The 25,510-nt window shown below is 60.3% G+C and carries 21 protein-coding genes, 1 tRNA gene and 1 other RNA gene; 5 read left to right on the top strand and 18 right to left on the bottom strand.

The window, feature by feature from the left end:
* Positions 1–79 precede the first annotated feature (79 nt).
* Positions 80–1,009: an Fpg/Nei family DNA glycosylase gene (locus ACTHUY_RS05910; RefSeq protein ID WP_441654413.1), complete on the top strand. Its 930-nt coding sequence runs from the start codon at positions 80–82 to the stop codon at positions 1,007–1,009.
* A 171-nt stretch (positions 1,010–1,180) separates the two neighbouring features.
* Here the strand turns inward: ACTHUY_RS05910 and ACTHUY_RS05905 are convergent, their stop codons facing one another.
* The 3 genes from ACTHUY_RS05905 to ACTHUY_RS05895 are packed head-to-tail and all read right to left on the bottom strand — an operon-like array spanning position 1,181 to position 4,307.
* Positions 1,181–1,495 (bottom strand): metal-sensitive transcriptional regulator, encoded by a 315-nt coding sequence (locus ACTHUY_RS05905; RefSeq protein WP_228201641.1) that lies wholly within the window; start codon positions 1,493–1,495, stop codon positions 1,181–1,183.
* Positions 1,496–1,548: 53 nt separating this feature from the next.
* Positions 1,549–4,038: a heavy metal translocating P-type ATPase gene (locus ACTHUY_RS05900; RefSeq protein ID WP_441654414.1), complete on the bottom strand. Its 2,490-nt coding sequence runs from the start codon at positions 4,036–4,038 to the stop codon at positions 1,549–1,551.
* 59 nt (positions 4,039–4,097) lie between these two features.
* Positions 4,098–4,307: a heavy-metal-associated domain-containing protein gene (locus ACTHUY_RS05895; protein WP_126704589.1), complete on the bottom strand. Its 210-nt coding sequence runs from the start codon at positions 4,305–4,307 to the stop codon at positions 4,098–4,100.
* Between the two features lie 164 nt (positions 4,308–4,471).
* Here ACTHUY_RS05895 and ppc point away from each other — a divergent pair, with 164 nt between their 5' ends.
* Positions 4,472–7,264, top strand: a complete 2,793-nt coding sequence (gene ppc / locus ACTHUY_RS05890) for a phosphoenolpyruvate carboxylase (RefSeq protein WP_441654415.1) — start codon at positions 4,472–4,474, stop codon at positions 7,262–7,264.
* A 621-nt stretch (positions 7,265–7,885) separates the two neighbouring features.
* On the opposite strand, the gene ACTHUY_RS05885 is transcribed toward ppc, so the two are convergent.
* The 6 genes from ACTHUY_RS05885 to ACTHUY_RS05860 all read right to left on the bottom strand — a co-directional run bounded on the left by ACTHUY_RS05885 (position 7,886) and on the right by ACTHUY_RS05860 (position 13,354).
* Positions 7,886–8,131: a hypothetical protein gene (locus ACTHUY_RS05885; RefSeq protein WP_441678090.1), complete on the bottom strand. Its 246-nt coding sequence runs from the start codon at positions 8,129–8,131 to the stop codon at positions 7,886–7,888.
* Positions 8,132–8,144: 13 nt separating this feature from the next.
* Positions 8,145–9,662 carry a molybdopterin-dependent oxidoreductase gene (locus tag ACTHUY_RS05880; RefSeq protein WP_441675118.1) on the bottom strand — a complete coding sequence of 506 codons (1,518 nt, stop codon included), beginning with the start codon at positions 9,660–9,662 and terminating at the stop codon, positions 8,145–8,147.
* Positions 9,663–10,180: 518 nt separating this feature from the next.
* Positions 10,181–10,253, bottom strand: a tRNA-Thr gene (locus ACTHUY_RS05875).
* A gap of 61 nt (positions 10,254–10,314) precedes the next feature.
* Positions 10,315–11,136, bottom strand: a complete 822-nt coding sequence (locus tag ACTHUY_RS05870; protein ID WP_441654903.1) for a DsbA family protein — start codon at positions 11,134–11,136, stop codon at positions 10,315–10,317.
* A 51-nt stretch (positions 11,137–11,187) separates the two neighbouring features.
* Positions 11,188–11,571, bottom strand: coding sequence for a hypothetical protein (locus tag ACTHUY_RS05865; protein ID WP_441654904.1), 384 nt, complete (start codon positions 11,569–11,571; stop codon positions 11,188–11,190).
* A 10-nt stretch (positions 11,572–11,581) separates the two neighbouring features.
* A complete protein-coding gene (locus tag ACTHUY_RS05860; RefSeq protein ID WP_441654905.1) occupies positions 11,582–13,354 on the bottom strand; it encodes a protein kinase domain-containing protein in 1,773 nt (590 codons plus the stop codon).
* 226 nt (positions 13,355–13,580) lie between these two features.
* Here ACTHUY_RS05860 and ACTHUY_RS05855 point away from each other — a divergent pair, with 226 nt between their 5' ends.
* Both ACTHUY_RS05855 and ACTHUY_RS05850 read left to right on the top strand, forming a co-directional pair.
* A complete protein-coding gene (locus tag ACTHUY_RS05855; RefSeq protein ID WP_441678088.1) occupies positions 13,581–14,711 on the top strand; it encodes an ABC transporter ATP-binding protein in 1,131 nt (376 codons plus the stop codon).
* A gap of 37 nt (positions 14,712–14,748) precedes the next feature.
* Complete coding sequence (locus tag ACTHUY_RS05850) at positions 14,749–15,972, top strand: DUF4032 domain-containing protein (protein WP_441654907.1); 1,224 nt, start codon at positions 14,749–14,751, stop codon at positions 15,970–15,972.
* A gap of 205 nt (positions 15,973–16,177) precedes the next feature.
* Here the strand turns inward: ACTHUY_RS05850 and ACTHUY_RS05845 are convergent, their stop codons facing one another.
* The 8 genes from ACTHUY_RS05845 to ffs all read right to left on the bottom strand — a co-directional run bounded on the left by ACTHUY_RS05845 (position 16,178) and on the right by ffs (position 23,612).
* Positions 16,178–17,221, bottom strand: a complete 1,044-nt coding sequence (locus ACTHUY_RS05845; protein ID WP_126704581.1) for an aspartate-semialdehyde dehydrogenase — start codon at positions 17,219–17,221, stop codon at positions 16,178–16,180.
* Entirely contained in the window at positions 17,218–18,480 is a 1,263-nt protein-coding gene (locus tag ACTHUY_RS05840; RefSeq protein WP_441654908.1) for an aspartate kinase, read from the bottom strand. The genes ACTHUY_RS05845 and ACTHUY_RS05840 overlap by 4 nt, the downstream gene beginning before the upstream one ends.
* A 107-nt stretch (positions 18,481–18,587) precedes the next feature.
* Complete coding sequence (gene recR, locus ACTHUY_RS05835; RefSeq protein WP_126704579.1) at positions 18,588–19,229, bottom strand: recombination mediator RecR; 642 nt, start codon at positions 19,227–19,229, stop codon at positions 18,588–18,590.
* Positions 19,229–19,429, bottom strand: a complete 201-nt coding sequence (locus ACTHUY_RS05830) for a hypothetical protein (RefSeq protein WP_126704578.1) — start codon at positions 19,427–19,429, stop codon at positions 19,229–19,231. Before ACTHUY_RS05830 ends, recR begins: the two co-directional genes overlap by 1 nt.
* On the bottom strand, positions 19,422–21,992 hold the full coding sequence (locus ACTHUY_RS05825; RefSeq protein WP_441675113.1) for a DNA polymerase III subunit gamma and tau: 2,571 nt from the start codon (positions 21,990–21,992) through the stop codon (positions 19,422–19,424). Before ACTHUY_RS05825 ends, ACTHUY_RS05830 begins: the two co-directional genes overlap by 8 nt.
* Before the next feature lie 181 nt (positions 21,993–22,173).
* A complete protein-coding gene (locus ACTHUY_RS05820) occupies positions 22,174–22,377 on the bottom strand; it encodes a hypothetical protein (RefSeq protein ID WP_126704576.1) in 204 nt (67 codons plus the stop codon).
* Between the two features lie 3 nt (positions 22,378–22,380).
* Positions 22,381–23,301, bottom strand: a complete 921-nt coding sequence (locus ACTHUY_RS05815; RefSeq protein ID WP_441654910.1) for an SPFH domain-containing protein — start codon at positions 23,299–23,301, stop codon at positions 22,381–22,383.
* A 215-nt stretch (positions 23,302–23,516) separates the two neighbouring features.
* Positions 23,517–23,612: signal recognition particle sRNA small type (gene ffs, locus ACTHUY_RS05810), an RNA gene on the bottom strand.
* A 222-nt stretch (positions 23,613–23,834) separates the two neighbouring features.
* On the opposite strand from ffs, the gene ACTHUY_RS05805 reads away from it, so the two are divergent.
* The gene (locus ACTHUY_RS05805) at positions 23,835–24,530 is read left to right on the top strand and encodes an SDR family NAD(P)-dependent oxidoreductase (protein ID WP_441675111.1); all 696 of its coding nucleotides are present in this window, start codon (positions 23,835–23,837) and stop codon (positions 24,528–24,530) included.
* Positions 24,531–24,533: 3 nt separating this feature from the next.
* Here the strand turns inward: ACTHUY_RS05805 and ACTHUY_RS05800 are convergent, their stop codons facing one another.
* Positions 24,534–25,505 (bottom strand): ABC transporter substrate-binding protein, encoded by a 972-nt coding sequence (locus ACTHUY_RS05800; RefSeq protein ID WP_441675109.1) that lies wholly within the window; start codon positions 25,503–25,505, stop codon positions 24,534–24,536.
* Positions 25,506–25,510 lie beyond the last annotated feature (5 nt).

Here is a 25,510-nt window from a genome sequence, read left to right as displayed (position 1 = left end):
CCATACGGCCCAGATATGCTATAAGAATCGTGTCCCGGGGGTGGAGAACCTGTGCGTTCGCAACGATTGAAGGAGTCACATGCCTGAAGGGCATACCGTACACCGGCTTGCCGGAGCTCTCACCGAACTGTTTTCAGGGTTGCGGCCCAAGATCACTTCCCCGCAGGGCCGGTTTGCTCAGGGGGCCGCGAAACTCGACGGGCAGGTCGCTCTTCCCGCCGAGGCCTGGGGTAAACACTTCTTCATGCCGTTTGCGCCGGAACCCATGACAGTTGAACTTGGCGAGGACGGTCCGGACTGGCTCCATGTCCACCTGGGACTGTACGGCTCCTGGTCTTTCGATGGTGACACCGAGTTCATTGCCGAGGACACAATTGGCGCACCCCGCCGCAAGATTGGCGAGCAGGAGAAGCTTGCCGAGGGTGATGACGAGAGAGTCATGACCGACTGGGAGCCCCCGATCCCCCGCGACACGGTACGGATCCGGCTTGCTCAGGAGCACGGTATTGCCGATCTGACGGGACCCAATCAGTGCCGGGTGTTGGATGGTAGCGGTGTTCGCACCGTCCTCAATAGGCTTGGCCCGGATCCGCTCCGCAACTATCCGGGTGACCGCGCGCGCTTCATCTCCCTTGTTCGTAAGAGGCGGGTGCCGGTCGGCCAGCTTGTTCTCGACCAGGCCGTGACGGCTGGCCCCGGCAACATTTATCGGGCTGACTGCCTGTTCCGTGTGGGCATCAATCCGCTGCGCCCCGGCAACCGAGTATCCGAAGCGCGGCTGGGCCTGCTGTGGGATGATCTCGTCTCGGCCATGAACGAGGGCAAGCGGGACGGCATTATTCTCACGAACCCACCCGAGTATGTGCCGGAGGATCCTGCCGATGAGGACGATCGTCGCTTTGCGGTCTACCACCGCACCGGCAGGGCGTGTTGGCGGTGCGGAACAAAGATTGTTGAGAGCGACATGGCGGGGCGCAGGCTGTTCTGGTGCCCAGGGTGTCAGCGATAGATCTAATCAAACAGCATGATATTTCCTGCGACCGTCTTTCGCGGAAACTCCCGCTTTTCTGGAAACTTCAGTTTTCGCGGAAACTCCGAAGACCGTCGTTGAAGGAAGTGTCACGGACATGATGACGGGCCCCGATTGGGGCCCGCGATCATTTTTGGTTGGATTCTATTTTTACGACTTCACCAGGCGGGTGATTGCCGCCATGGCCTCTTCGATCTTCTCCTCGGCTTCCGGGCCACCGGCACGTGCCGCGTCAACGACGCAGTGGTTGAGGTGGTCCTTGAGAAGGGACAGGCCAACGTTCTCCAGGGCGGAGGTCATGGCTGAGATCTGGGTGAGGATATCGATGCAGTACACGTCCTCGTCCACCATGCGGTGGATGCCTCGGGCCTGACCTTCGATCCTGCGCAGGCGTGCCAGGTACTTGGCTTTGTCCTGCGAGTAGCCGTGGGTGGCGTGGGCGCAGTTCTCGTGGCCGTCGGCCACCTGTTCTGCCTGGACGTCTGGTTGCTGTTCGTCGTGGTCGTTCACTACCGTGCTCATTGCGTGGCTCCATCCGTTGCGCGGGACTTGAATCCTCGGAGCCTCAGCGAGTTGGAGACAACGAAGACTGACGAGAATGCCATGGCGGCGCCGGCCAGCATGGGGTTGAGCATGCCGAGGGCCGCGAAGGGAATCGCCAGGGTGTTGTAGGCAAATGCCCAGAACAGGTTCCCCTTGATTGTTCCGAGGGTTTTGCGGGACAGCCTAATTGCGTCGGCTGCACTGCGCAGGTCACCACGGATCAGTGCGATGTCTGCGGCCTCGAGGGCAACGTCGGTGCCGGTTCCCATGGCGAGACCGAGGTCTGCCTGCGCGAGTGCGGGGGCATCGTTAACGCCGTCGCCAACCATGGCAACAACCTTGCCGCTCTCTTGGAGGGACTTGACGGTGTCGACCTTGTCCTGCGGAAGAACTTCGGAGATAACCTCGTCGATTCCTACCTGGCCAGCAATCTGTTGGGCCACGCGGTCGTTATCGCCGGTCAGCAGAATGGTCTCGAGGCCGAGCTCCTTGAGCTGGGAAATGGCCTGCGCCGAGGTGGCCTTAACCTGGTCGGCTACGACCAGGACGCCGCGGACCTGACCGTCCCAACCGGCCGCAACAACGGTTTTGCCGGCTTCCTGGGCGGTGATGAATGGCTGCTCGAGTTCACCAAGTTCCATGCCCTTTTCGGCAAGCATGGAGGGCTTGCCGACCAGGACGTCCTTGCCGTCAACAGTTCCTGCAACGCCGTGACCCTCGCGGTTCGCGAAGTTGTCGACGGGCAGGAGCTCACCGAGCTCTTCCCGCGCACCATCCGCGATTGCCTTCGCGATCGGGTGCTCGGAGGCATCCTCGAGGCTACCTGCCCGGGAAAGCAGAGTCTGCTTATCGGTTCCGGAAACGTGGACGTCTTCGAGAGTCATGACACCGGTCGTGACGGTACCGGTCTTGTCGAGAACGATGGTGTCGACGGTCTTCGTCTGTTCAAGAACCTCGGGGCCCTTGATAAGAATGCCGAGCTGAGCACCGCGACCGGTTCCCACGAGAAGAGCCGTCGGGGTGGCCAGGCCGAGAGCGCAGGGGCAGGCAATGATGAGAACGGCAACGGCGGCCGTGAATGCCATCGTGGCGGAGTGGCCGGTTACCAGCCAGCCAATCAGCGTGACAACGGCAATGACGATAACGATGGGAACAAAGATTCCCGAGATCCTGTCGGCAAGCCGCTGAACATCGGCCTTGCCGGTCTGGGCTTCCTCAACAAGGCGCGCCATCTGGGCAAGCTGCGTGTCGGAGCCAACGCGGGTTGCACGCACAGCGAGGCGTCCCCCAGCGTTGACGGTTGCACCGGTGACCTTGTCACCAACCTCAACTTCAACGGGGACCGACTCACCGGTCAGCATCGACGCATCAACTGCCGAAGCACCGGAAATAACTTCACCGTCGGTGGCGATCTTCTCGCCCGGGCGGACAACGAACTCGTCGCCAACCTTGAGCTGGCCAATGGGAATGCGCACCTCGGCGCCGTTCCGCAGAACAGCGACGTCCTTCGCACCCATGTCCATGAGCGCCCTCATGGCACTGCCAGCTTCGCGCTTCGACTTCTTTTCGAAGTAGCGACCAAGCAGAACGAACATGATGACACCGGCGGCCACCTCGAGGTAAATGTTGCCCTCGCCCGAGCCCTGGCTCGGGGTCAGCTCGAAGCCGTGGGTCATACCCGTCTCACCCGCGGTGCCGAAGAAGAGTGCGTACAGGGACCAAAGGAAAGCCGAGATCGTGCCGAGCGAGATCAGGGTGTCCATGGTGGTCGCGCCATGCTTCAAGTTCGTCCACGCAGCCTTGTGGAACGGGTAACCGCACCAGACAACAACGGGGGCGGTGAGAGTCAGCATCAGCCACTGCCAGTTCGGGAACTGGAGGGCGGGGATCATCGAAATAATGATGACGGGCACGGAAAGGATAACCGCACCAATGAGGCGCTGCCTTAGCGACTCCAGTTCGCGATCCGGCTGTTCCTCGCCGTCGCTCCCCTGCGTTTCCGCATCCGCCGCGGGAGGCTCGGGAAGCTGGGCCGTGTAGCCAGCCTTCTCAACCTCTGCGACGAGCAGGTCGGGGTCGTAACCCTCTGGGATCTCAACGCGGGCCTTCTCGGTCGCATAGTTGACCGTTGCCGAAACGCCATCGAGCTTATTCAACTTTCGCTCCACGCGGTTTGCACATGACGCACAGGTCATGCCACCGATGGAGAGCTCGAGCCAGCCCTTCGGCACCTCCTTTTTCTTGAAGGTCGCGGTGTAGCCGGCCTTCTCAACCTCTTCGACAAGCAGGTTCGGGTCGTAACCCTCGGGCACGTCGACACGGGCCTTCTCGGTCGCATAGTTGACGGTTGCCGAAACACCGTCGAGCTTGTTCAGCTTCCTTTCCACCCTGTTGGCGCATGACGCGCACGTCATGCCGCCGACCTCGAGTTCAATCGAATCGGTGGCGATTGTCGGAGTTGACATACGTACCTCTTTATCTATGAGCGGAAAGGAAGCTAAATCGGCAAATAATTGAATCTAGGTTAGGCGCGGACGGCCTTGTAGCCGGCCTCGTCGACAGCTGCAATAACGTCGGAATCGGAGACGGGAGCAGATGCGTTAACAACGAGCTTGCCGGTCTCGTGCGACACCTCGACACTGTCAACACCAGCAATTTCGGTGACTTCTTCACGAACGCTGGCCTCGCAGTGGCCGCAGGTCATTCCCGTAACATCAAATTCGGTGGTCGTCATGATAAACCTTTCGATTAGATACCCCCGGTGGGTATTGCACTGTCTAATTTATACCCCTCAGGGGTATGGGTCAATGGGACGTATGTCCTATCACACGGTTGGACAGGTAACCCTCAGGAAGGAAAAGTGTTTTAAGGTTGCGATGGTCCAACAGAGGAGAACACGTGTCAGAGAACATTGATCGTGATACCCGGAGCGAGACGGATGCCGCGCTACGGGCCGACGTCCGACGCCTCGCAACCATGCTTGGCGAGATCCTCGCCGCTCAGAAGGGGGACGACCTCCTCGAGCAGGTCGAGCGAATTCGTCGGCTCGCAAAGGAAGCCCAGCAGTCCGATAATCGCCTCGAGGTCTTTACTCAAATGGAAGAGGAGCTTCGCGACCTCCCCATGGAGCGCGTGACGGATCTCGTTCGAGCATTCACCCTGTACTTCCAGCTCGCCAACACGGCAGAGCAGAATCAGCGTTCCCGCGCCCGCAAACTGCGTCCCGAGTCCGAAGAGTGGATCGCGCGCGCAGTCACGCGAATCACCGACTCCCTTGGCACCGAGGAGCTGGACCGGATTGCGAACGCTCTCGACATTAGGCTCGTGTTCACAGCCCACCCAACCGAGGCCTCCCGCCGCGCCGTGCTCTCGAAGCTCCGCAGGCTCTTCCACGTTCTCTCGCAGGACACCGAAGAGGGCACGGCGGCACGCCGCCGCCAAGATCGTGACCTTGCAGAGGTCATCGAACTCCTGTGGCAGACGGACGAACTGAGGCACACGGCCCCCTCCCCCGTCGATGAGGCCCGTAACCTCCTCTACTACCTCAAGACCCTTTACACGGACGCCCTCCCCGGCACGGTAGCTCTTCTCGCCGCCGAGGTCGAGGCCGCTGGCGTTGACGTCAAGCAGAACGTCGAACCCCTCAAGCTGTTCTCGTGGATCGGCGGCGACCGCGACGGCAACCCCTTCGTCACCCCCGAGGTCACGGCCGAGATCCTGCGCATGCAGGCAAATGAGGCCATCGAGGTCGCTCTCGAGAAGCTCGACACCGGATCCCAGGTCCTCTCCGTTTCGACGAATCTCACCCCGGCCGACGAGCAGCTTCAGGCATCCATCGAAGCGGACCTCAAGGCGCTTCCAAAGTTCCCGGAGTTCGTTGTCGACCTGTTCCGGGACGAGCCGTTCCGCCTCAAGATCGAACTCATGAAGGGTAAGTACCTCAACACTCGCGACCGGATCAACGAGGGCACATCCCACGAGCCGGGCCACGACTATGCCAACACAGGTGAAATCCGCGAGGATCTCGACATCCTGCTCGGCGCTCTGGAGCGCACCGGCTCCGACCTCGTCATCAACGGCCTTGCCGGGGAACTCAGCCGCACTCTTGCGGGAATGGGTCTGACCCTGGCCGCCATTGACGTGCGCGAGCACTCCGCCAAGCATCACGAGCTCCTCGAACAGCTCTTCGACCGCCTCGGCGATACCGAGATCCCCTATAACGAGATGGATGACGAGCAGCGCACCGCTCTTCTCTCCCGCGAGCTTGCCTCCAAGCGCCCGATCGCTGGCCCCGGCCTGCACAACGGCACGCTGGAGATCACCGACTCCGCCCAGAACACCTACGAGACGTTCGCGGAAATCGCGAAGGCTCAGCGAATCTATGGCCGGGCTGTTGCGGAAACCTACATTGTCTCCATGACTCACGGCGCTCACGACATCCTCGCCGCCGCAGTTATTGCACGCGAAGCTGGGCTGATCGAAACCCCGAACGGTGCAACCTCGGGCCGTGCCGACATCGGCTTTGTTCCCCTCCTCGAAGAGGTCCGGGAGCTGCGGATGGCGGACGACATCCTCGAAACCCTGTTCTCCGATCCCACGTACCGCGAAATAGTTCGGATGAGGGGGAATATCCAGGAAGTCATGCTCGGGTATTCCGATTCGAACAAGGACTCGGGCGTTCTCACATCCCAGTGGGAGATCCACCAGGCCCAGCGTCGCCTCCGCGACGTCTGTGCCCGTCACGGCATCACCCTCCGCCTCTTCCACGGCCGCGGCGGTTCCGTTGGCCGCGGAGGCGGCCCCACCTACGAGTCGATCCTCTCGCAGCCGTACGGTGTCCTTGATGGTGCTATCAAGTTCACCGAGCAGGGCGAAGTTATCTCCGACAAGTACCTACATCCCGAACTTGCCAGGGAAAACCTGGAACTCACCGTTGCCGCAGTCCTCGAGGGCTCCAGCCTGCACCGGGTTGCCCGCGCAACAGCCCAGGTGCAGGTCGAGCGCGATAAGCTCATGGACCTGATTTCCGAGGCAGCATTTGGTCGTTACCGCCAGCTAATCGACGACCCGGACCTTCCCGAGTACTTCGTGACCACCACCCCGGTTGAGCAGCTCGGCATGCTCAACATCGGCTCCCGTCCCTCCAAGCGCACAACGGCCGACAAGGGCCTTGATGGACTGCGAGCCATCCCCTGGGTGTTTGGATGGACGCAGTCCCGCCAGATTGTCCCCGGCTGGTTCGGCGTGGGAACCGCCCTCCGGGCGGCCCGCGAAGCGGGCCAGGAGGATGCTCTCAAGGAGATGTACCAGACGTGGCACTTCTTCCGTGCCGTGATCTCCAACGTGGAGATGACGACGAAGAAGACCGACCTGGGCATCGCCCAGCACTACGTCCGTTCGCTCGCCCCCGAGCGGCTCTGGCACCTCTTCCACCTCATCAAGGAAGAGTTCGAGATTACCCTCGAAGAGATCCGCGCACTGACCGGTGAGAACGAGCTTCTCGATTCAAACCCGACGCTCAAGCGTACGCTCGAGGTGCGCGACCAGTACCTGCACCCGATCAGCTACATGCAGGTGAACCTCCTGACCAGGATCCGGCAACTCGACGACGTCGAGGCGGGCGAGGACCTGAAGAGGGCCCTGCTGACCACGATCAACGGCATTTCCGCCGGCATGAGGAACACCGGCTGATTCTCATCGTCTCGCCTGTGCCCCGGATAGTCGACCAGATCGACACGTCCGGGGCACAGTCATTTGCGCAGGTCACTCCGACAGTAATCGGTCCCGAATTAGGTAGAATTCGGACATCCAGAATGTAGTGAGTTAAGACACTCCGAAGCAGTACCTAATAGCGATCTCCCACCACACCGGAACAGAATCGCCAACTTTTACACATGGATACCCAACTTATGCTGACTTGGATTCAAACCCGCGGTAAAGCGTCCACCGTTAACATTCGCCACCGCTAGCCAGAAACCATTAATTTACTGTATTCTTGTTACGGGCCACACCAGTTGTGAGGGGCATGCCGAATGCGGGCATGCCCCTCATTTCTGTCCAGACCCGTTCACGGGGCCAGCGTTACCTCTCCCCACGACAATGAACCAAGGACGTCTCCAGCACGAAACCGCAAGCCATCGAAGCTGCCTATGAGCCCCCTTGGTGCGGTGATAGAAACTGTGCGACTGAGGCTGACAATTCAGTACCCGGGGCGGTACAGCCACGATTGTTGCCCGAATTTATTCTTTGAGAAAGAACGGGGTGGGACCAACTGCTTTAGCTGGCCCCACCCCTGGTGAACACTGAACTGTTCTAAGCCTTATTCTCCACTGGCCCGTCAAGCGTAAAGTCGCCTGCCGACGCCACAAGCGCACGGATGTTGTCGGTGTCGAGAACGACATCATCCTTGTGCTTGACAATCATGAGGGCGCGGCCGCCTTCCTGACGTTCGAAGGAGACACCGCCAACCTTCGCGTCGTAGGAGCTTACTTTCAGACGGAGGTCGAGGACATCGTCATCCGACGTTACCCCATCCAGAATATAGGTCGTAGAAATCATGGAATCCTTGCGGTTAGATGCGGCCATTGAATGCCTGCAATGCTGAATCTTCGCGGGTTCCGCCTCGACCATCCCCGTACTTGGAATAGTCGTCAATCCACTGGACCGACTTCACCCACTTGACCATCTTATAACCATGATTGGATTCCGCACGGAGGCGAACCGGGGCACCCAGGTGAACCTCGAGCGGCTTGGAGTTACGTTCGTACGCAAGGATCACGCCCTGCTCCTCGATCGTGTCCAGATCCAGCACCGAATAGAACGGTTCGCGCGGGCGGTGATCGATCATTTCCTGCGCGAGGCCGTACGACTCAACCATGACGTAGTTGGCGCCTTGGGGCCTGGGGCCCAGAAGATCGAGAACGTCCGTGAGCCGTGCGCCGCCCCAGAGGGAAGTACCAGACCATCCCTGCATGCACGTGTGGGTTGCATAGTATTCGACCTTGGGTAGCTGCTTTAGGTCATCGAGGCTGAGGTCGAGGCTCTCGCCGTCAGCACCCCCACCAACGTGCAGTCGCCAACTCTCCCAGTTGTTGGCCTTTGCTTCCAGCCACTCCGGAGATTCGTCCTCGGTCGGAGGCAGCCCGTTAGTCCAGTGGAACTCAGACACGTCGTCCTCGCCGAGGGCCTTGGCATCCTCCACCGTCGGCTTCATCCAGCCCAGACCGATCTTACGAGCTGGCTCGGTAACCTTCACGAGGAACCGCTGCGCCCTCGGACGATCCGCGAGCGACCAGTAGGACAGGAAGATCCAGAAGAAGATCACGATAGTAATCGTGGCGAGCGCAATCGTAAACGCCTGCGCATACCGCTCCGGATCGTTCGCTCCGAAGATCATTCGCGGCAGGTTGTATTCGGCGTGAACGATAAAGACGAGGCTCACGTGCATGACGATAAACAGGGTCATGATGACCATGAGAATGAAGTGGATCGAGCGCGCACCCTGATGACCGCCCCAGAACTTCACGTACCGAGGGAAACGGTTTCGGATTGCCGGAGCCATGGCAAGACCCGTGAGAATCATGAGCGGGGCAACAACGAAGATGATAAACGTATAGCCCAGCATCTGCAGAGCGTCATACGGCTGGAAGTGCTCGACCGACGGCTTCGTGAAGCCCAGGTACATGACAAGCGAGTCCCAAGCCTGCGGGAAGATGTCCCACGAGGTGGGGATGATCCTGCGCCACAAGCCCGTGCCGAACAGGAGCACCACGTAAACGATGCCATTAAGCATCCACAGCGTGGTGCCCAGGCCGTGCCAGTGACGTCCGAGGCCAATGTTTTTGCGTCCGGGCAAGCCGATCAACGGTGACAGGCTTCGCTCGTCCATGAGCGAGGTGTAGACGCCCTCCTCCTTGGGAAGCTTGCGCTTGGTAAAGCGTAGCCACTCCTTGCCGGGCGCACTGTCGTTACTCCACCACAGGCGCGGCAACGAGGACAGCATCTCCCAGCCGCTTCGCAGCAGAATGCCGATAAGAACAAAGTTAATAAGGTGCGTGGCACGTAGCCACAAAGGGAAATCCGGATCCACGGTTCCTCCACTCCCACATATCCGATTCCGCCTGCTCACGAGCCCGCATCACGGATCAAATACGAATACTTTTGGTACTAACAAATTAAATGTACGGGTTTTCCCCTAATAAATAAAGCGAATTCACAGAATTTATCGCTAGGTTCCGATAAAGCCAATCGCGGCGGACACACTCAAGCCCAAATTCGGCCGCATCTCAGTTCTCCAAATTGGACACTCAGTCATTAACATGCGGTTAGCGCGAATAACTGCAAATGCTTATCAATACTCTATCTAAACCCCCGTGTTTACGATCACATATCGTAAGAGACTATCGCGTGGCACATCGACGTCAACGAAGCTCTCAGTGTCAGATCCGACGCCGGGGTCTCGGTGTTGCAGTTTCTTTGCGGAAGCGTTTGCTAGATATTCATCAGTGGAGCCGGCAAGGCACGGAGTCGGCTTCAGACAACGTTGTCCGGGTGCGAAGACAGCACAAAGCCCCGATCTCGCTTGTGACGAATGCCGGGGCTTTGCTGAGCCACCTGTCGGATTCGAACCGACGACCGTCCGCTTACAAGGCGGGTGCTCTACCAGCTGAGCTAAGGTGGCGTGGCGCGGGTCAATTCTGCCAGATCTGTCGCTGGCAAAGCCAACCCGCGAACTGTGATTCTTATTCCTCCGTGTCAGCCTCGGGTTCTGCCAGGCCGAGCATGGCGGGGAAGTCGTTCTCCGCATACTCGTAGTTGACCTCTCCGTTCAGGAGAACGGTCGGGGTACCGGTGAAGCCGTTGGCGCTAAACTGCTGGTTGGCCGCGTTGACCCATTCGAGGTCGACCTCGGATTCGAGGGAGTCCACCATGTCGTCGGGAACGCCTGCGTCACGTGCCGCCTGCTTCACGCTGTCCCAGTCGGGGCGGACGGCCTCGCGGTTGTAGAGGTAGGCATCGGTGATGTCGAAGAGATTCTTGTGGTACGCCATCAAGTGCTCGGGCGAGTTCTCAGCAATGTACTGGAACGTTGCCGCACCGTAGGCGGAGATGTCGTTGTTCAAGATCGCAACGGGGTAGTAGAAGATCTCGGCGTCACCTTGAGCGGTAATTTCGTTGAGATCGCCGCCGTTCCACTGCTCAAGGTTGTTGCAGTGGATGCACATGTAGTCGAAGTAAATCTCGACTCGCTGTGCGTCTTCCGAGTGCTCGGCGTCTTCACCGAGCACCGAGAAGCCGGTCGGGACGTCTGCACCTTCGATGGTGACGGGCTCAACCTGGACTGCAACCGGATCGTACTCCTGACGCATCGCGTCTTCTTCGTCATCGCTACCGTTGGCAACGATCGACCAGATTGCGACGCCAACGAGAGCGATTGCGACGACGATAACGATGATGGTGATGAGCTTGTTGCGCTTCGCGCGCTTTTCCTCGAGCTCCTGGAGCTTGCGGGCCTTTTCGCGGGCTGCTTCGCGGCGCTCCGCCTTTGTCTGCTGATTAGCCATGATGTGGGGGTTCCTTCGTACTGAAATGAAAGATTGGGGCTGGGTTTCTCGCTAGCACCCGGGAGGGTCGCGTGATCCAACAGCCCGGGAAACTCCCCACGTGCTCTGTCGAACGTATCCGGCCATGACCGGGACCGGGTCCGAGGTCCTCCACCGCGGCACGGTGGGAACAAGGTGCGCAATGAAAGCGGTGGCGGCTTCTCGGACCGCAACCGAATTGGCGACAACTCCGAGAAGGACCATGGCGAGCAGGCCAACAACCTGGAAGGTGCTCGGGCCAAGGGCAGTGCCGCTCGTGCAACCGGCGTCCTCGTGGACGATTCCGATCGCCGAAAGATAGGGGTGGACCGCATCGGTGCACCGCGCACCAACGGACGTCAGAATCGCCGCAAGTGCGGGCACTGCGGCGATGACGAGTCGGTTACGCGCGGTCATAGAAAACAGTCTAGTTGAAGATGAAAGGTGTTGAGAACGGGCTCCAGTCAGGATCTGCGCCACCGGAATAGACCGACAGGGCCAGCGACAGGAGGGCTAGGGCGAGCACGCCCCAGAACAGGCGGTATCCCGCCGAAGGTGCGATGGTGGCGAACAGGTGACGGGTGGTTTCCCGCGACGGTCCGCTCGTCGGATAAATCCAGGCAATCCAGCTACCAATCAGGGCACCGCCCGCGGTGCACACGATCTCGGCGGTACCGAACAGTCCATGACACATCCAGGCAAGCCCACCGCCGATGACGACGCCGGAACCAACAGAGGCGACGGTGCGGGCAATGCCGCCGAAGATCGACAGCGGCAGCCTGCCAATGATGGTCATCGACTCGGTCCGATATCGACCGCCTCGTTCGAGACGAGCACGGATTAGACCGTCGCGGGCCACTCCGACAATCGACGTGACGAGCGAGTACGCCACGAACAGGGCAATCGAGTAGCTGGGTAGAACTCCCGCCCATGCGGTAAACACGAGCCACAGCATGATGGTGATCCAGGGCCGGCGCGGGGCAGGACGTAGCCAGTCCGGTATTGGTGCCGGGTTGCTCGTGAACCGCGGATCAAACCGGGCGTGGGCAACGACGGCGAAGTCCTGGCGCGGATGGAACACGGCCGATCCCTCGTGGTCGTACGGGTTTGTTTGGTGGAGCTGCTGTCCGGCCTGGTGGTTCAGTTGCTGCGGTGCCCGGTGATGGCTAACGGGCTGCTGGGAGACTTGCTGATTTGGCAGGAACTGTCCGCTCGGCGGGTTCGCAGGCTGGTGCACGGGGGCCTGCCCCGCCTGTGGCGGGAAGTAGGGTGGGGGCGCAGACCCGGGACCGGCTGAATGCTCCGTTTCCTCAATCGCATCAAGAGCATCGAGCGCCCTCGTATCCTGGGTGTATCCCAGCGACATGTGGTCTGCATGGGTGGGGCCGAGCGCGAGATCATCTTCGTCGACCTCGATCGTGCCGTCCAGCATTCCGATGACCTGAACGGGGTCGGGACGCCGATCGGGCCGACAGTTGAGAGCGGCCTCAAGCGCGTAGGCGACGACCGGATCGGCTCCCGACAGGTCGCATTCGCCCGTCAGGACCTTCCTCGTCACCTTGGGGCTATGCCCCGTGCCAAACGGGGCGTGCCCCGTTGCGGCGTAGGCAAGCGTCGCGGCCCACGACCACCAGTCGGCTGCGGTCATGGGGTCATCCCCGTTCAGAACTTCGGGAGCCGCATAGCCCGGCGTGTGAGCGATCAGGCCGGTCGCTGTCAGGCGTGATTCCTCAGCGATCTGGGCGATACCGAAGTCAATGAGGACAGGGCCGCGTTGGCTCATCATAACGTTCGACGGCTTGAGATCCCTGTGGAGAACTCCCTTGCTGTGAATAGCGGACAGGGCCTCGGCTAGCTCTTTTGCCAGGTCGGCAAGGTCCTTACCGACGAATACGCCGTTTTCGGAAACATCCACGGACAGGGTGGGGCCGTCGATGAGCTCGGTGACGATAAAGGCCTCGTCGTCTTCCGTTTCAGCATCGATGACCTGGGCAACGTAGGGCCCGGTTACCTGCCGTAGCGTGCGCACTTCGCGGCGCAACCGGTCCCTTGCGTTGGGGTCGGCTGCGATCGACGGGTGGAGAAGCTTGAGAGCGACACGATCGCCGCCACCGTCAAGCGCCTCATACACGGTCGACATGCCACCGAAGCCGATTTTCTCAACCAGCTGGTAGCCGCCAATTTCACTGCGCTCCTGCACGTCTTCTACGGTACCTGAGATTCTCCTATGAGCACTGACACGGATGGGGAGTTCTCACTTGAAATGTTGGTGACAAAACCGGCACTATTAAGGAGGTCGCTGGAGAAGCCCGAGGAACAGCGGTGTTCCTCTCCATTCTTTAAGTGGCCGTGTCAGTGCCGACACCCGGTACCGGCACCTTCACATCGGATCGTCCGGCACGTACCTGCCGGTGAAGGGACCTCTCATGGCCACTGTAACCTTTAGCAACGCCACGCGCGTTTACCCCGGCTCAGATAAGCCGGCGGTTGATTCGCTCAACCTAGAAATTGAGGACGGCGAGTTTCTCGTTCTCGTTGGACCCTCGGGATGTGGAAAGTCAACGTCACTCCGCATGCTTGCCGGTCTTGAAGAAGTCGATCAGGGACGCATCTTCATTGGTGATAAGGACGTCACAGACGTCACCCCGAAGGACAGGGACATCGCAATGGTGTTCCAGAACTACGCCCTCTACCCCCACATGACAGTGGCCCAGAACATGGGCTTTGCCCTGAAGATCGCGGGCACCCCAAAGGAAGAGATCAACGAGCGCGTCCTGGAGGCCGCAAAGATTCTTGACCTTGAGGAGTACCTCGAGCGCAAGCCGAAGGCACTTTCCGGTGGCCAGCGTCAGCGCGTCGCGATGGGCCGTGCAATTGTTCGTCAGCCCCAGGTGTTCCTTATGGATGAGCCGCTGTCGAACCTCGATGCGAAGCTCCGCGTCCAGACCCGCACCCAGATTGCGTCGCTCCAGCGCCGCCTCGGCATCACCACCGTCTACGTCACGCACGACCAGACCGAGGCCCTGACCATGGGTGACCGGATCGCGGTCCTCAAGGACGGCCTCCTCCAGCAGGTTGGCACCCCGCGCGAAATGTACGACTCCCCCGCCAACCGCTTCGTCGCCGGCTTCATCGGCTCCCCCGCGATGAACATCGGTTCCTGGCGTATCGATGGTGACCACGCCATCTACGGCGAGGCTCGTGTTCCGCTTCCCGCCGATGTGCAGTCTTCAATCAGCCCGGAAGATGACAACCGCATCATCGTCGGTTTCCGTCCCGAGAACCTCGAACGTGCCGAAGCCGGCGCCGAGTACACAATCCCCGTCAAGGTCACCCTTGTCGAGGAACTCGGCTCCGATGCCTACATTTACGGTAACGTCCTTGGACACGAGTCAGAGGTCGACAAATTCGGTTCCGGCGATGGGTCCGACCAGGTTGTTATCCGCATCCCTCCCGCGTCTGTCCCCGAAGCAGACGAGGTCATCCACGCCCAGCTAAAGCCGGGCACCGGCTACTTCTTCAGCCAGTCAACCGGCAACGCCCTGAACCGGCGTTAGTTCACCAGGTGGGCGCCTTACGCCCAGAAAGGCCTCCGTGTCAGTTTCCCTCCAAATCACTGCCGCATATCCCGAACCCGCACTGTTCGATCTTCCGTGGCACCTACCTTTGGAGAACTGGCCGGAGGAGACGATCGCGGCCCTACCTCGGGGCATCTCGAGGCATGTCGTGCAATTCGCGCACCTCGAGGGCCGCGTTATCGCCATCAAGGAAATCTCCGATTCCATCGCTCACCGCGAGTACGACATGCTGCGGGACCTTGGCAAGATCGACGCTCCCGCGGTCACGCCCCTGGCGGTCGTCACCGGCCGGGTAAGCGCTGACGGGAGCCCCCTACAGGCAGCTCTCATCACCGAACATCTGCCGTACTCGTTGCCCTACCGGGCACTGTTCGGGCAGTGGCTCAAGCCCGAGACGGCTGACCGACTGATCGACGCCCTGTCGATCCTTCTTGTCCGCCTGCACCTGCTCGGCTTCTACTGGGGCGACGTGTCACTGTCTAACACCCTGTTCCGCAGGGATGCCGGTGCGTTCGCCGCCTACCTGGTCGATGCCGAAACGGGCGAACTATACGAGAAATTGTCGAACGGAAAACGGACCTACGATATCGACGTGGCCCGCACAAATATCATTGGCGAGCTCATGGATCTCCAGTCAGGCGAAATGCTGGACGCAGATGTTAACGTCATTGCCCTTGGCGACCGACTCGAAGAGCGCTATACGACCCTGTGGGGCGAGCTCACCAGGGTCGATTCCTTTGCGACGAACGAGCGTTGGCGGATGGATGACAGGATCAACCGGCTCAACTCACTCGGTTTTGACGTCGGCGAGTTTGCCATGACAACTGATAGCGCGGGCACCTCGGTGTCGATCCAACCCGTTGTTGTCGATGCTGGCCACTATCACCGACAAATCATGCGGCTCACCGGCCTCGACGTGGAAGAGAACCAGGCGCGCAGGCTCCTCAATGACATCGAATCCTACCGGGCCCATTCTGGCCTAACCGACGAACCCCTACGCACCGTTGCTCAGTCGTGGATGCTGAACATCTTCGAACCATCGGTCAGCGCCATCCCCGTCCACCTCCGGGGCCGTCTCCAGCCCGCCGAGCTCTACCACGAACTTCTCGAACACCGCTGGTACATGTCGGAAAAGGCCGGGCATGACGTTTCCATGGCCTACTCCACCCGCTCCTACATCGAACAGATCCTCATTCACAGACCCGACGAGCGGGCACTCCTCAACTCGGGTGGCGACTAGGCAATACCGAACCGGCTTGCTTTCCCGCGGCTGCTACCGAGCGCAGGTCCCCGCCACCTGAGGAGGGTCATTCTCATCCGCGGATCTTCCATGCGCGAACCAATTCATCGTATTCACGCTTGGTGGGGCGCAGTTTGAAACTACGCCCCACCAAGGTTTTCAGGTTTTAGACGATCCGGTGAAGGAATCTCCGTGATGATCGGAACTAGGCGTCCAGCTCCTCGATGAGGAGTTCGGCAATCTGGATTGCGTTGAGGGCGGCACCCTTGCGGAGGTTGTCGCCAACGACGAACATGGCGAGGCCCTTGCCGCCGGGAACGGACTGGTCGGCTCGGATACGGCCAACGAACGACGGGTCCTGACCTGCGGCCTGGAGCGGGTTCGGGACATCAACAACTTCGACCCCGGGGGCTGCCTCGAGAAGCTTCGTGGCCTTCTCCACGTCGATCTCGCGATCGAACTCGGCGTTGATGGCTAGGCCGTGGCCCGAGTAGACGGGTACGCGGACGCACGTGCCGGAGACTGCGAGCTCCGGGACGTTCAGGATCTTGCGGGACTCGAACCGGAGCTTCTGCTCTTCATCGGTCTCGTTACTGCCATCATCAACAAGGCCGCCAGCGAAGGCAACAACGTTGAAGGCGATCGGAGCTACGTAGGTGTTCGGTTCGGGCAGATCGACTGCGGAGCCGTCTGTGACAAGCTGCGTAAGGTCCTGTTGCGCACCTGCCTGCACCTGGTCGGTGAGCTCCGAGACCCCGGCAAGGCCGGATCCGGAGACTGCCTGGTACGAGGACACGATGAGACGGGCCAGTCCAGCTTCCTCGTGGAGGGGCTTCAGGACCGGCATAGCTGCCATGGTCGTGCAGTTCGGGTTCGCGATAATGCCCTTCGGGCGGTTCGTGATCGCATCGGGGTTCACTTCGGAGACGACGAGGGGAACCTCGGGGTCCTTACGCCATGCCGAGCTGTTATCCACGACGACCGCGCCAGCTGCCGCGAACTTGGGGGCATATTCCTTGGAGGTGCCGCCACCCGCGGAGAAGATTGCAATATCAATGCCGGAGTAATCGGCCGTTGCAACGTCCTCGACAACAATCTTTTCGCCGCGGAACTCGAGCTCGGTTCCGGCGGAACGGGACGAGGCAAAGAAACGGATCTTATCTGCCTTCGTGCCACGCTGTTCGAGAAGGTCACGCATGACCTGTCCAACCTGTCCGGTTGCCCCTACTACTGCGAGAGTGATGCTCATCGTCCTGTCCCTCCGTAAACCACGGCCTGAGTGTCTTCGGCATCGAGGTCGAATGCCGTGTGGACTGCACGGACCGCTTCATCCAATTGGTCAATGTGTACGACAACAGAAATACGAATCTCCGACGTCGAAATCATGTCGATGTTGATCCCCGTATTCGCGAGCGCACCGAACAGCTTCGCGGAAACGCCCGGGTGGGAGCGCATGCCGGCTCCGATCAGGGAGAGCTTGCCGACCTTCTCGTTGTAGGTCACCTCACGGTACTGAAGCTCGTCCTTCATCTCTTCGATGGCCTTCAGAGCAACGGCTGCGCTATCGCTCGGCAGCGTGAAGGAAATATCGGTTTTACCGGGATCCGACGCTGCCACGTTCTGGACGATCATGTCGATGTTGGCGCCAACCTCGGCAACCTTCCCGAAGACCTTCGCGGCCTTACCGGGGACGTCCGGCACACCGAGAATCGACAGCTTCGACTGCGAACGGTCGTGGGCGATTCCGGTGATGATGGGGGACTCCATGTCCCGTTCGTCCTTGTTCATGATCCAGGTTCCTTCCAGTTCGGAGAATGAGGAGCGCACGTGGAGCGGCACGTTGTACTTGCGTGCAAACTCCACCGCCCGCAGATGCAGGATCTTCGCTCCCTGCCCAGCTAATTCAAGGGTTTCCTCGTAGTCGAGGGACTGCACTCGGTGCGCGGACGGCACGATCCGAGGATCGGCCGAGTAGAGGCCGTCGACATCCGTGTAGATCTCGCAAACATCGGCATGCATGGCCGCCGCAAGCGCAACAGCGGTCGTGTCAGACCCGCCGCGACCGAGGGTCGTGACGTCGTTCAGTTCGTTGACGCCCTGGAATCCGGCGATGATGGCAACGGATCCGTCCTTCACATCACGGGCGATTCGTTCCGGAACAATACCGACGATCGAGGCCTTGCCGTACTGGTTGTCGGTACGGAGCCCTGCCTGCTGGCCCGTGTAGGCGTGCGCGGGAACACCCAGTTCATCAACCGCCATCGCAAGCAGCGACATGGAGACGCGCTCGCCTGCGGTGAGGAGAATATCCATTTCCCGAGCGGGCGGCTTGGACGTGATCTGTGCAGCGAGGTCGAGAAGTTCATCGGTCGTGTCGCCCATGGCGGAGACGACAACGACGACATCGTTGCCGGCCTTTTTTGTGTCGATAATGCGCTTTGCGACGCGCTTCAGCGCGTCAGCATCCGATACCGACGATCCGCCGTACTTCTGGACTACAAGGCTCACGATGTCTACTCCGTCTGATTGGGTGGCTCCCATTGTCCGACCATTTGCCGAACACTCCTAGAGTCCATCCCACATTTCTCATTAATTGGATGGTGATGAGTGCAATATTAGGTCTCCTTCGTGCCGTTCGGGTCGGCAGAAGTCCTATGCACCATTGTGCGTCCCTCGAAGGCTCGAGAGAGTGTGATTTCGTCAGCATACTCAAGGTCGCCGCCTACCGGAAGGCCGGAGGCCAGACGGGAGACGTTGACTCCCATGGGGGCGAGAGAACGGATCAGATAGGAAGCGGTGGCCTCACCCTCGATGTTCGGGTCGGTCGCAATAATGATCTCTTGCACCTTGCCGTCAGCAAGTCTGGTGAACAGTTGCCGGATACGCAGATCGTCGGGGCCCACGCCCTCGATGGGATTGATGGCTCCTCCGAGCACGTGGTACCTGCCGCGGTACTCTCGTGTCCGTTCAATGGCAACGATGTCCTTCGGTTCTTCCACAACGCAGATCACCGTATCGACGCGACGCGGGTCAGAGCAGATCCGACACTGCTCCTGTTCGGTCACGTTGCCGCAAATATCGCAGAACCGAACCTTTGACTTCACGGCCGTCATGGCGTCAATGAGTGCTTGGACATCTGCCTCTTCGGAGGACAGCAGGTGGAAAGCAATGCGTTGCGCGCTCTTCGGTCCGATACCGGGGAGGCGTCCCAGCTCATCGATAAGGTCCTGGACCGCGCCGTCATAAACTCCGGCCACTAGAGTTCCTCCCAGCCAGTTTCATCAGAAAACTCGCCGGTTCCCAGAGTCTGCTCTCTCAAGAGCACGAGGAAGCAGTCGAGGTTTTCAGCATCGACGACTCCGCGCATAAGGTCTTCGTGCGCGGCTTCGATTCGCCTGCGGTGTTGATCCATCGCCTCTTCAAGGTCAGGGGCGTATCCGATCTCCCACTCAAACATCGCGATCCTCCTCCACTTCTTCAATCACCTTGCCACCGAACATCTCGATAACAACCTGTAGCCCAATTCCTTCGGCCTCGAGGGCCAGCGGATCATCATCCGATACGAGCTCCTCTTCATGCTCGACATCTAGCTTTTCCTCTTCGGGCACGACAGTACCGCGGTTCTCCGCAAGCTTCGAGAAACTACCTCCGCTGGACGCACCGAAGGCCGGACCGCCGGTTGATGGGGCATTCCGCGGGGGCGGAGCCGGGAAGGAAGGCATGTCCGCGGGGGGCGGGGCCGGGAAATCTTCCATGACAATGTCTGGAAGGTCGCTCGGCAGACCCGCGGGAATCTCTCCGTATTCGTCATCGTCCGGGGGTGTGGGCTCCGGATAACCCCAGTCATCCGGGGGCACATTCCTCGCGTCAGCTGGACTGGGGGCACTCCCCCGGCTTTCTGCACTGCGGGCGCGTGCCCGCTCGATTGCCGACATGGGCCGCTCCCGCTGGGAGGAGTCGCGCCCCCCAGTGTCCGCAGACGCCGAAGTATTGGCCGGCCCAGAACCACCCGGAGTCACAGCCGTGGGCTGTGGCGCCGGTGCGACCGGCGAGGCAATCTCCGCGGAATCGTTTGAACCGTGAGCCCCACCGTCGGAATCTGGGTCGTTTGAAGCTGGTGAAGGCGATGGGGCGGAAGTGGGTGCGCCGGACTGCCCGTCATCGAAACGGCTCTGGGCAGAGTGATCCGTAGGAGCGGTAGTCGATGTCACTACCCGCTCACGTGAGTCACCCTCCGTATCGTCAGAGGACTCTCGGACAGTCTCTTTTGGAACACCGATCACTCCGACGTGGACCGTCAGTTGCTTCTTGAGCATATCGGAGAACACGGTTTCCAAGCCGCCCGAACGCCCTTCATCAATAAATTGATTGGCAACTTCCTGGGTCGGGAAGTCGAAATGAAGGTCGCCATCCACGACAGAGGTTTTGCCCTTGGCATCCCGAATAAAGTTCGAGGTTCCGGGCGGAACACGCCTGTCCGCCATGGCATCACGCCAGAGACCACGAAGCTTGGCGAGCTTCTCCTCATCCGAGAGGTCCGGCTGAGTAGCTGGAGCTGGCTTTTCCGCCGAAGCAGACGCATTGGTGGTCTGCTGCGCAGGCCGTGGTACGAGACCAGCGGGAGGATCCACCGGTGGCGCCTTGGGCACAACCGGCTCCTGTGCGGCGGGCTCCGGAACGAGGCGCGTTGGAGCAGACGTCGCGGGCGGGTTAACTGGCGGAGCCTGCTCCTCCTGCGCGGGACGCGCCGCGGGCTTGGCGGGTGCCGGATCCTGTTGCGCCGGCGCCGCCTGTGCCGCGGCGGGCTTGGGTTCGCCGGCCGGCTTCTTGTCGCCCTTCTTGGCGAGGGCTCGCGCGGCCGCTCGAGCATCCTCAACACTGGCGACCGGTGCGGGGGCTCCCCCTGATGTTTGAACCGTCGAGGACGCAAGGAGGAGGCGCGCACAGAGTAGCTCAAGCTGAAGACGCGGGGAGGTTGCTCCCATCATTTCCGACAGAGCCGTGTTCGTCAGATCCGCACAGCGGGAGGCCCTGCCAGCGCCGAGCTGATCGGCCTGGTGCTTCATTCGGTCAAGCTGGTCCTCGGGGACCGCCGCAAGAACGGCTTTCGCGGACTCACCCGCAAGGGAAATGACCACGAGATCGCGGAGCCGTTCAAGGAGGTCTTCGACGAATCGCCTCGGGTCGAGGCCCGATTCGACAACGTTGGCAGCTGCCGTGAAGAGCGCTCCCCCATCCACGCTGGCAATCGCATCGACCGCCGCATCCAGGAGGGCACCGTCCGTGTACCCGAGGAGGGACACGGCAGTCTGGTAGCTCACGCCGTCCTCCCCGGCGCCGCCGATGAGCTGATCAAGGACGGAGAGACTGTCACGGACCGAGCCGGTTCCTGCACGCACAACAAGTGGGAGGACGCCCTCTGCGATCTCGACGTTCTCTTGACGGCACATGTCGGCCATGTAGTCTTCGAGGATCCCGGGCGGCACCAGCCGGAACGGGTAGTGGTGGGTTCGGGATCGGATGGTCCCAATAACCTTTTCGGGCTCCGTCGTTGCGAAAATAAACTTAACGTGCGGCGGGGGCTCTTCAACAAGCTTGAGGAGAGCGTTAAAGCCCTGGGGCGAGACCATGTGGGCCTCGTCAATAATGAAGACCTTGTAGCGGTCGCGAAGCGGCGCAAAACCAGCGCGTTCCCGTAGGTCTCTCGCATCTTCGACACCGCCGTGAGACGCCGCATCCATCTCCACCACGTCAAGGGAACCCGAGCCGTTGCGGGACAGCTCCACGCACGATTCACATTCGCCACACGGCGTGGCCGTGGGGCCCTCGGCACAGTTCAGGCACCTGGCAAGAATCCGTGCCGACGTGGTCTTTCCACAGCCGCGCGGGCCGGAGAACAGATAGGCGTGGTTCGTTCGGTCGCCTTCCAGGGCGGCCATGAGCGGAACGGTAACATGCTCCTGACCGACAACCTCTTCAAAGGTCTCGGGCCGATAGCGTCGATACAGTGCAGTGCTCACGGGCCCAGTCTAGTTCCCTGGACCGGCAGATATCGAACGGCCGGAGTTGCACCCCGACACACTGCCCAGCAGGAACGCTAACGAGGCCAAGGTCGCTACGGAAATCTGTATGCGACATTGCAGAAGGCCCCGCGGCGGTGCCGCGGAGCCTCATTTTCTGCTCATGGGAGGGAAGTTTCCCTCACTCGTCTTGTGACGCAAGCGGTGGCCGCCCACGCTTGGGGATCTGCCCCACATCCTTCGGCAGTCTCCCGGCTCGCCTCAGGCTGTCACGAAGCATGACTTCGATCTGAGCATTTGCGCTACGCGTCTCGTCCCGCGCCCACTTAGCAATCGCCTCGTAAACTGCAGGATCGATCCGCAGCGCGACGTTCTTGCGTTCCATGTTTTACGTGTAGAGGCTGCCCGTGTTGATCATCGGCTGAACGTTCGTGTCCGAGCAGAGAACGACAAGGAGGTTGGAGACCATCGCGGCCCTGCGCTCCGGATCGAGGTGCACAATGTCCTTCTCTTCGAGCTGGTCGAGAGCGCTTTCCACCATGGTGACCGCACCGTCCACGATCGTTTCCCGCGCGTCAACAATCGCGCCTGCCTGCTGACGCTGCAACATGGCCTGAGCGATCTCGGGAGCGTAGGACAGGGAGCCAATGCGCGCCTCGAGGATCTCTACGCCTGCGACGTGAACGCGGGCAGCCACTTCGTTGGCAAGCTCGGTGGAGACCAGTTCGGTCGATCCCGACAGCGAGGGGTTATGCTGCGTCCCCCCATCGTACGGATGAGAGGTTGCCACGTGCCGAAGAGCCGACTCGGCCTGAGAGGTAATGAATTCATCGACATCTTCCACGGCAAAGGTGGCCTTCGCCGTGTCGGCAACCTGCCACACGATAATGGCACCGATATTGACCGGGTTGCCGTTCGCGTCGTTCACCTTGATTGTCTCTGTCTCAAAGTTGCGGACACGCACGGTCACCTTCTTGGTCACCGTAAAAGGCGGGACGAGCGAGAGACCCGTCCGGCGGTTGGTACCAAGGTAGCGACCAAAGAACTGCACAACCTGGGTATGTCCCGGGCTAATAACCCGAGGCATCGTCATAAGTACAAGCCAGACGATCGTGAGAACAACCCCGAGAGTAATCATGAGGGCCGTTGCAGTTCCCAGCCCACCAACGATGAATGCTCCGATTGATCCACCGAGAGAAAGAATGATGAGGACGATAACTATTGCCGCGGGGCCAGCGCCTGCCGTCCAGGATGGATTCTCCGAAATCTCGACCTGCGCCCCGTCGTGACCAACCGGCCTTTCGCTCACATCAACATTCTGAGTTTCTTGGGTCTCCATCGCCCCATCCCTTCTTGTTCAAGCAGACAAGCCGTCAACCAATCCACCACGCTCTTAATGTGATATCAGATTACCAGAGAGCGGGTAAAAGTGATATCACTTTTAAGTAACAATTTCGGAATCAAGAAAACGGGTTGAATCGCGAATTGGGGCGATAAAGTCGCCACAAAAGTAGCACGAGGAGAATAAAGGACTCCCCACGCACCCGCTAGAGCCCGCATTGCCTTGCTGCCTTCCGACCCTGGGGCGGTATACGAGATAACGTCACGTGGGGAGCCGTCATCCAGTCTAGCGCAGTTCCCGCCCAGGCAAAAAGCCGGGCGCCACACGGTGAGCACCGGCACTCGTTAACGCGGATGGTCCTGCACAAACGAGTTGTCGAAGATCGCGACCAGAGTTTGCCGCATACCCGGAACGATTTTGTTGGCTTCAGTCTTCTCTCTCCACCCCGTGCATTCACTTTTCACCTTTGACGTTGAGTTGGGGCACCACATACTTGGTCTATGAAGACTCTTTTCCTTACCGGTGCCGGTCGCGGGGTTGGTGCGGCGCTCGCTGACCAGCTTTCCGCAACATGGAACCTCATTCTGCTTGCTCGAAGCGAGGCCAGTGCTCAGGCACTCCAAGAACGCTACCCTTCTGCCACGGTTATTCTTGGGGATCTCGCCGATCCCGAAGGTGTAGCCGCACGTGTTGGGCCCGCGGTGCGTGACGCATTGACTGGCCCGGGTCTTGATGGCTTTGTATCGTGTGCGGGAATTGAAGGGGCAGCACCGCTGGAGGATGTGACCGATGGGTTCCTGCACGACGTTTATTCGACCAATGTTCTCTCCCCCATTCTCCTCACGCGCGAGCTGCTACCCTGCCTGAGGAACGCTTCGGGCACCGTTATCTACGTGGGATCCACGGCAGCACGTCTCGACTTCCCTGGCTGGCTTCCCTATTCGACGTCAAAGGCCGCCCTGGAGAAGGCGGCCTCGGTGTTACGCGTTGAGGAGAAGGGGCTGCGGGTCAGCACGGTAACGCCAGGGCGAATTGATACGGACATGCAAAGGGACATGGCGGAGAAGCAGGATCGTGTCTTCGATCCGTCTACCGCCATGTCCCCCACATCGGTCGCCTGGGCGATCCGGATGGTGCTTGAGGCACCGGCTGATTCAGTTATTGAGCAACTCACCGTAACGCCGACGAGCCGCTAGCTGTCACTCCTGCGGGAGGATGACGAGGGAGTCGTAGTCGGGCTCTTCCTCGATGATGCCGAATTCGACAGCGGCCTCGCCGTAGGTCTCGATGGATTCGGTGTCGAGGCCGGGCACGAACGTAGCGAAGGAGACGCGGGAGGCGACGTCTTCGGTCAGTCCGATCTCGGATACGGCAAGCTCGCGGAGCCTGTCGTGGTTCTCGGTTGCGAACTCGTTCGAACGGTCCAGGGCACGCTGGAAGGATGCGACGATCTCCGGGTTCTCTTGGGCGAAGTCAGCCGAGGTGACGTAGTAGCCGAGGGTCGAGTCGGGGTAGGCCTCAGCAAAGTTCGAGAGGACGGCACGGTAGCCGTTGTCGCGGGCAATGGTCTGGAAGGGCTCAACCATCCAGATGGCGTCGACGTCGCCACGCTCAAGAGCGGCCGACATGTCGGAGAAGTTCATCGGAATGTACTCGATGCCGGAAGGGTCAATTCCCTGGTTCTCGAGTGCAACGGGGATGGTGACGTCGCCAAGGTTCTTCGTGGAGTTCACGGCGATGGTCGTATCGGCAAGATCCTCGGGGCCCTGAATGTCAGAGTCTTCGAGAACAAAAACGCTGGAGGTGCTTTCTTCATCAATGGCGCCAACGCCGCAGCAGTTGGAGACGAAACGAATGTCGAGGCCCTGGTCGATTGCCGCGAGATCGGAGACGACGTTGGCGTAGCCGATCGGGCTTTCACCGTTAACAACGGACGGGATGATAGCGGAGCCAGACTCGGCAATCTTCACCTCAACGTCCAGGCCCTCCTCTTCGAAAAAGCCCTCCTCAATACCAAGGTAGAGGGGCGTCGAATCGAGGGTCGTGATGTGGTACACGGTGAGCTTCGTCAGGCCGTCCTCCGACTCCTCAAGCCCCTCGTCGGAGCCGCAGGCCGCGAGCGCCATGAGGCCCGAGAGGGCGAGGGCTGCGAACTTTCCAAACTTCTTCATAGTGT

Origin of the sequence: Flaviflexus sp. (assembly GCF_052087705.1) — a bacterium.
Taxonomy (GTDB): domain Bacteria; phylum Actinomycetota; class Actinomycetes; order Actinomycetales; family Actinomycetaceae; genus Flaviflexus; species Flaviflexus ciconiae.
The sequence above is the reverse complement of the archived record's forward strand: the minus strand, read 5'-3'. Positions and strand labels throughout refer to the sequence as shown.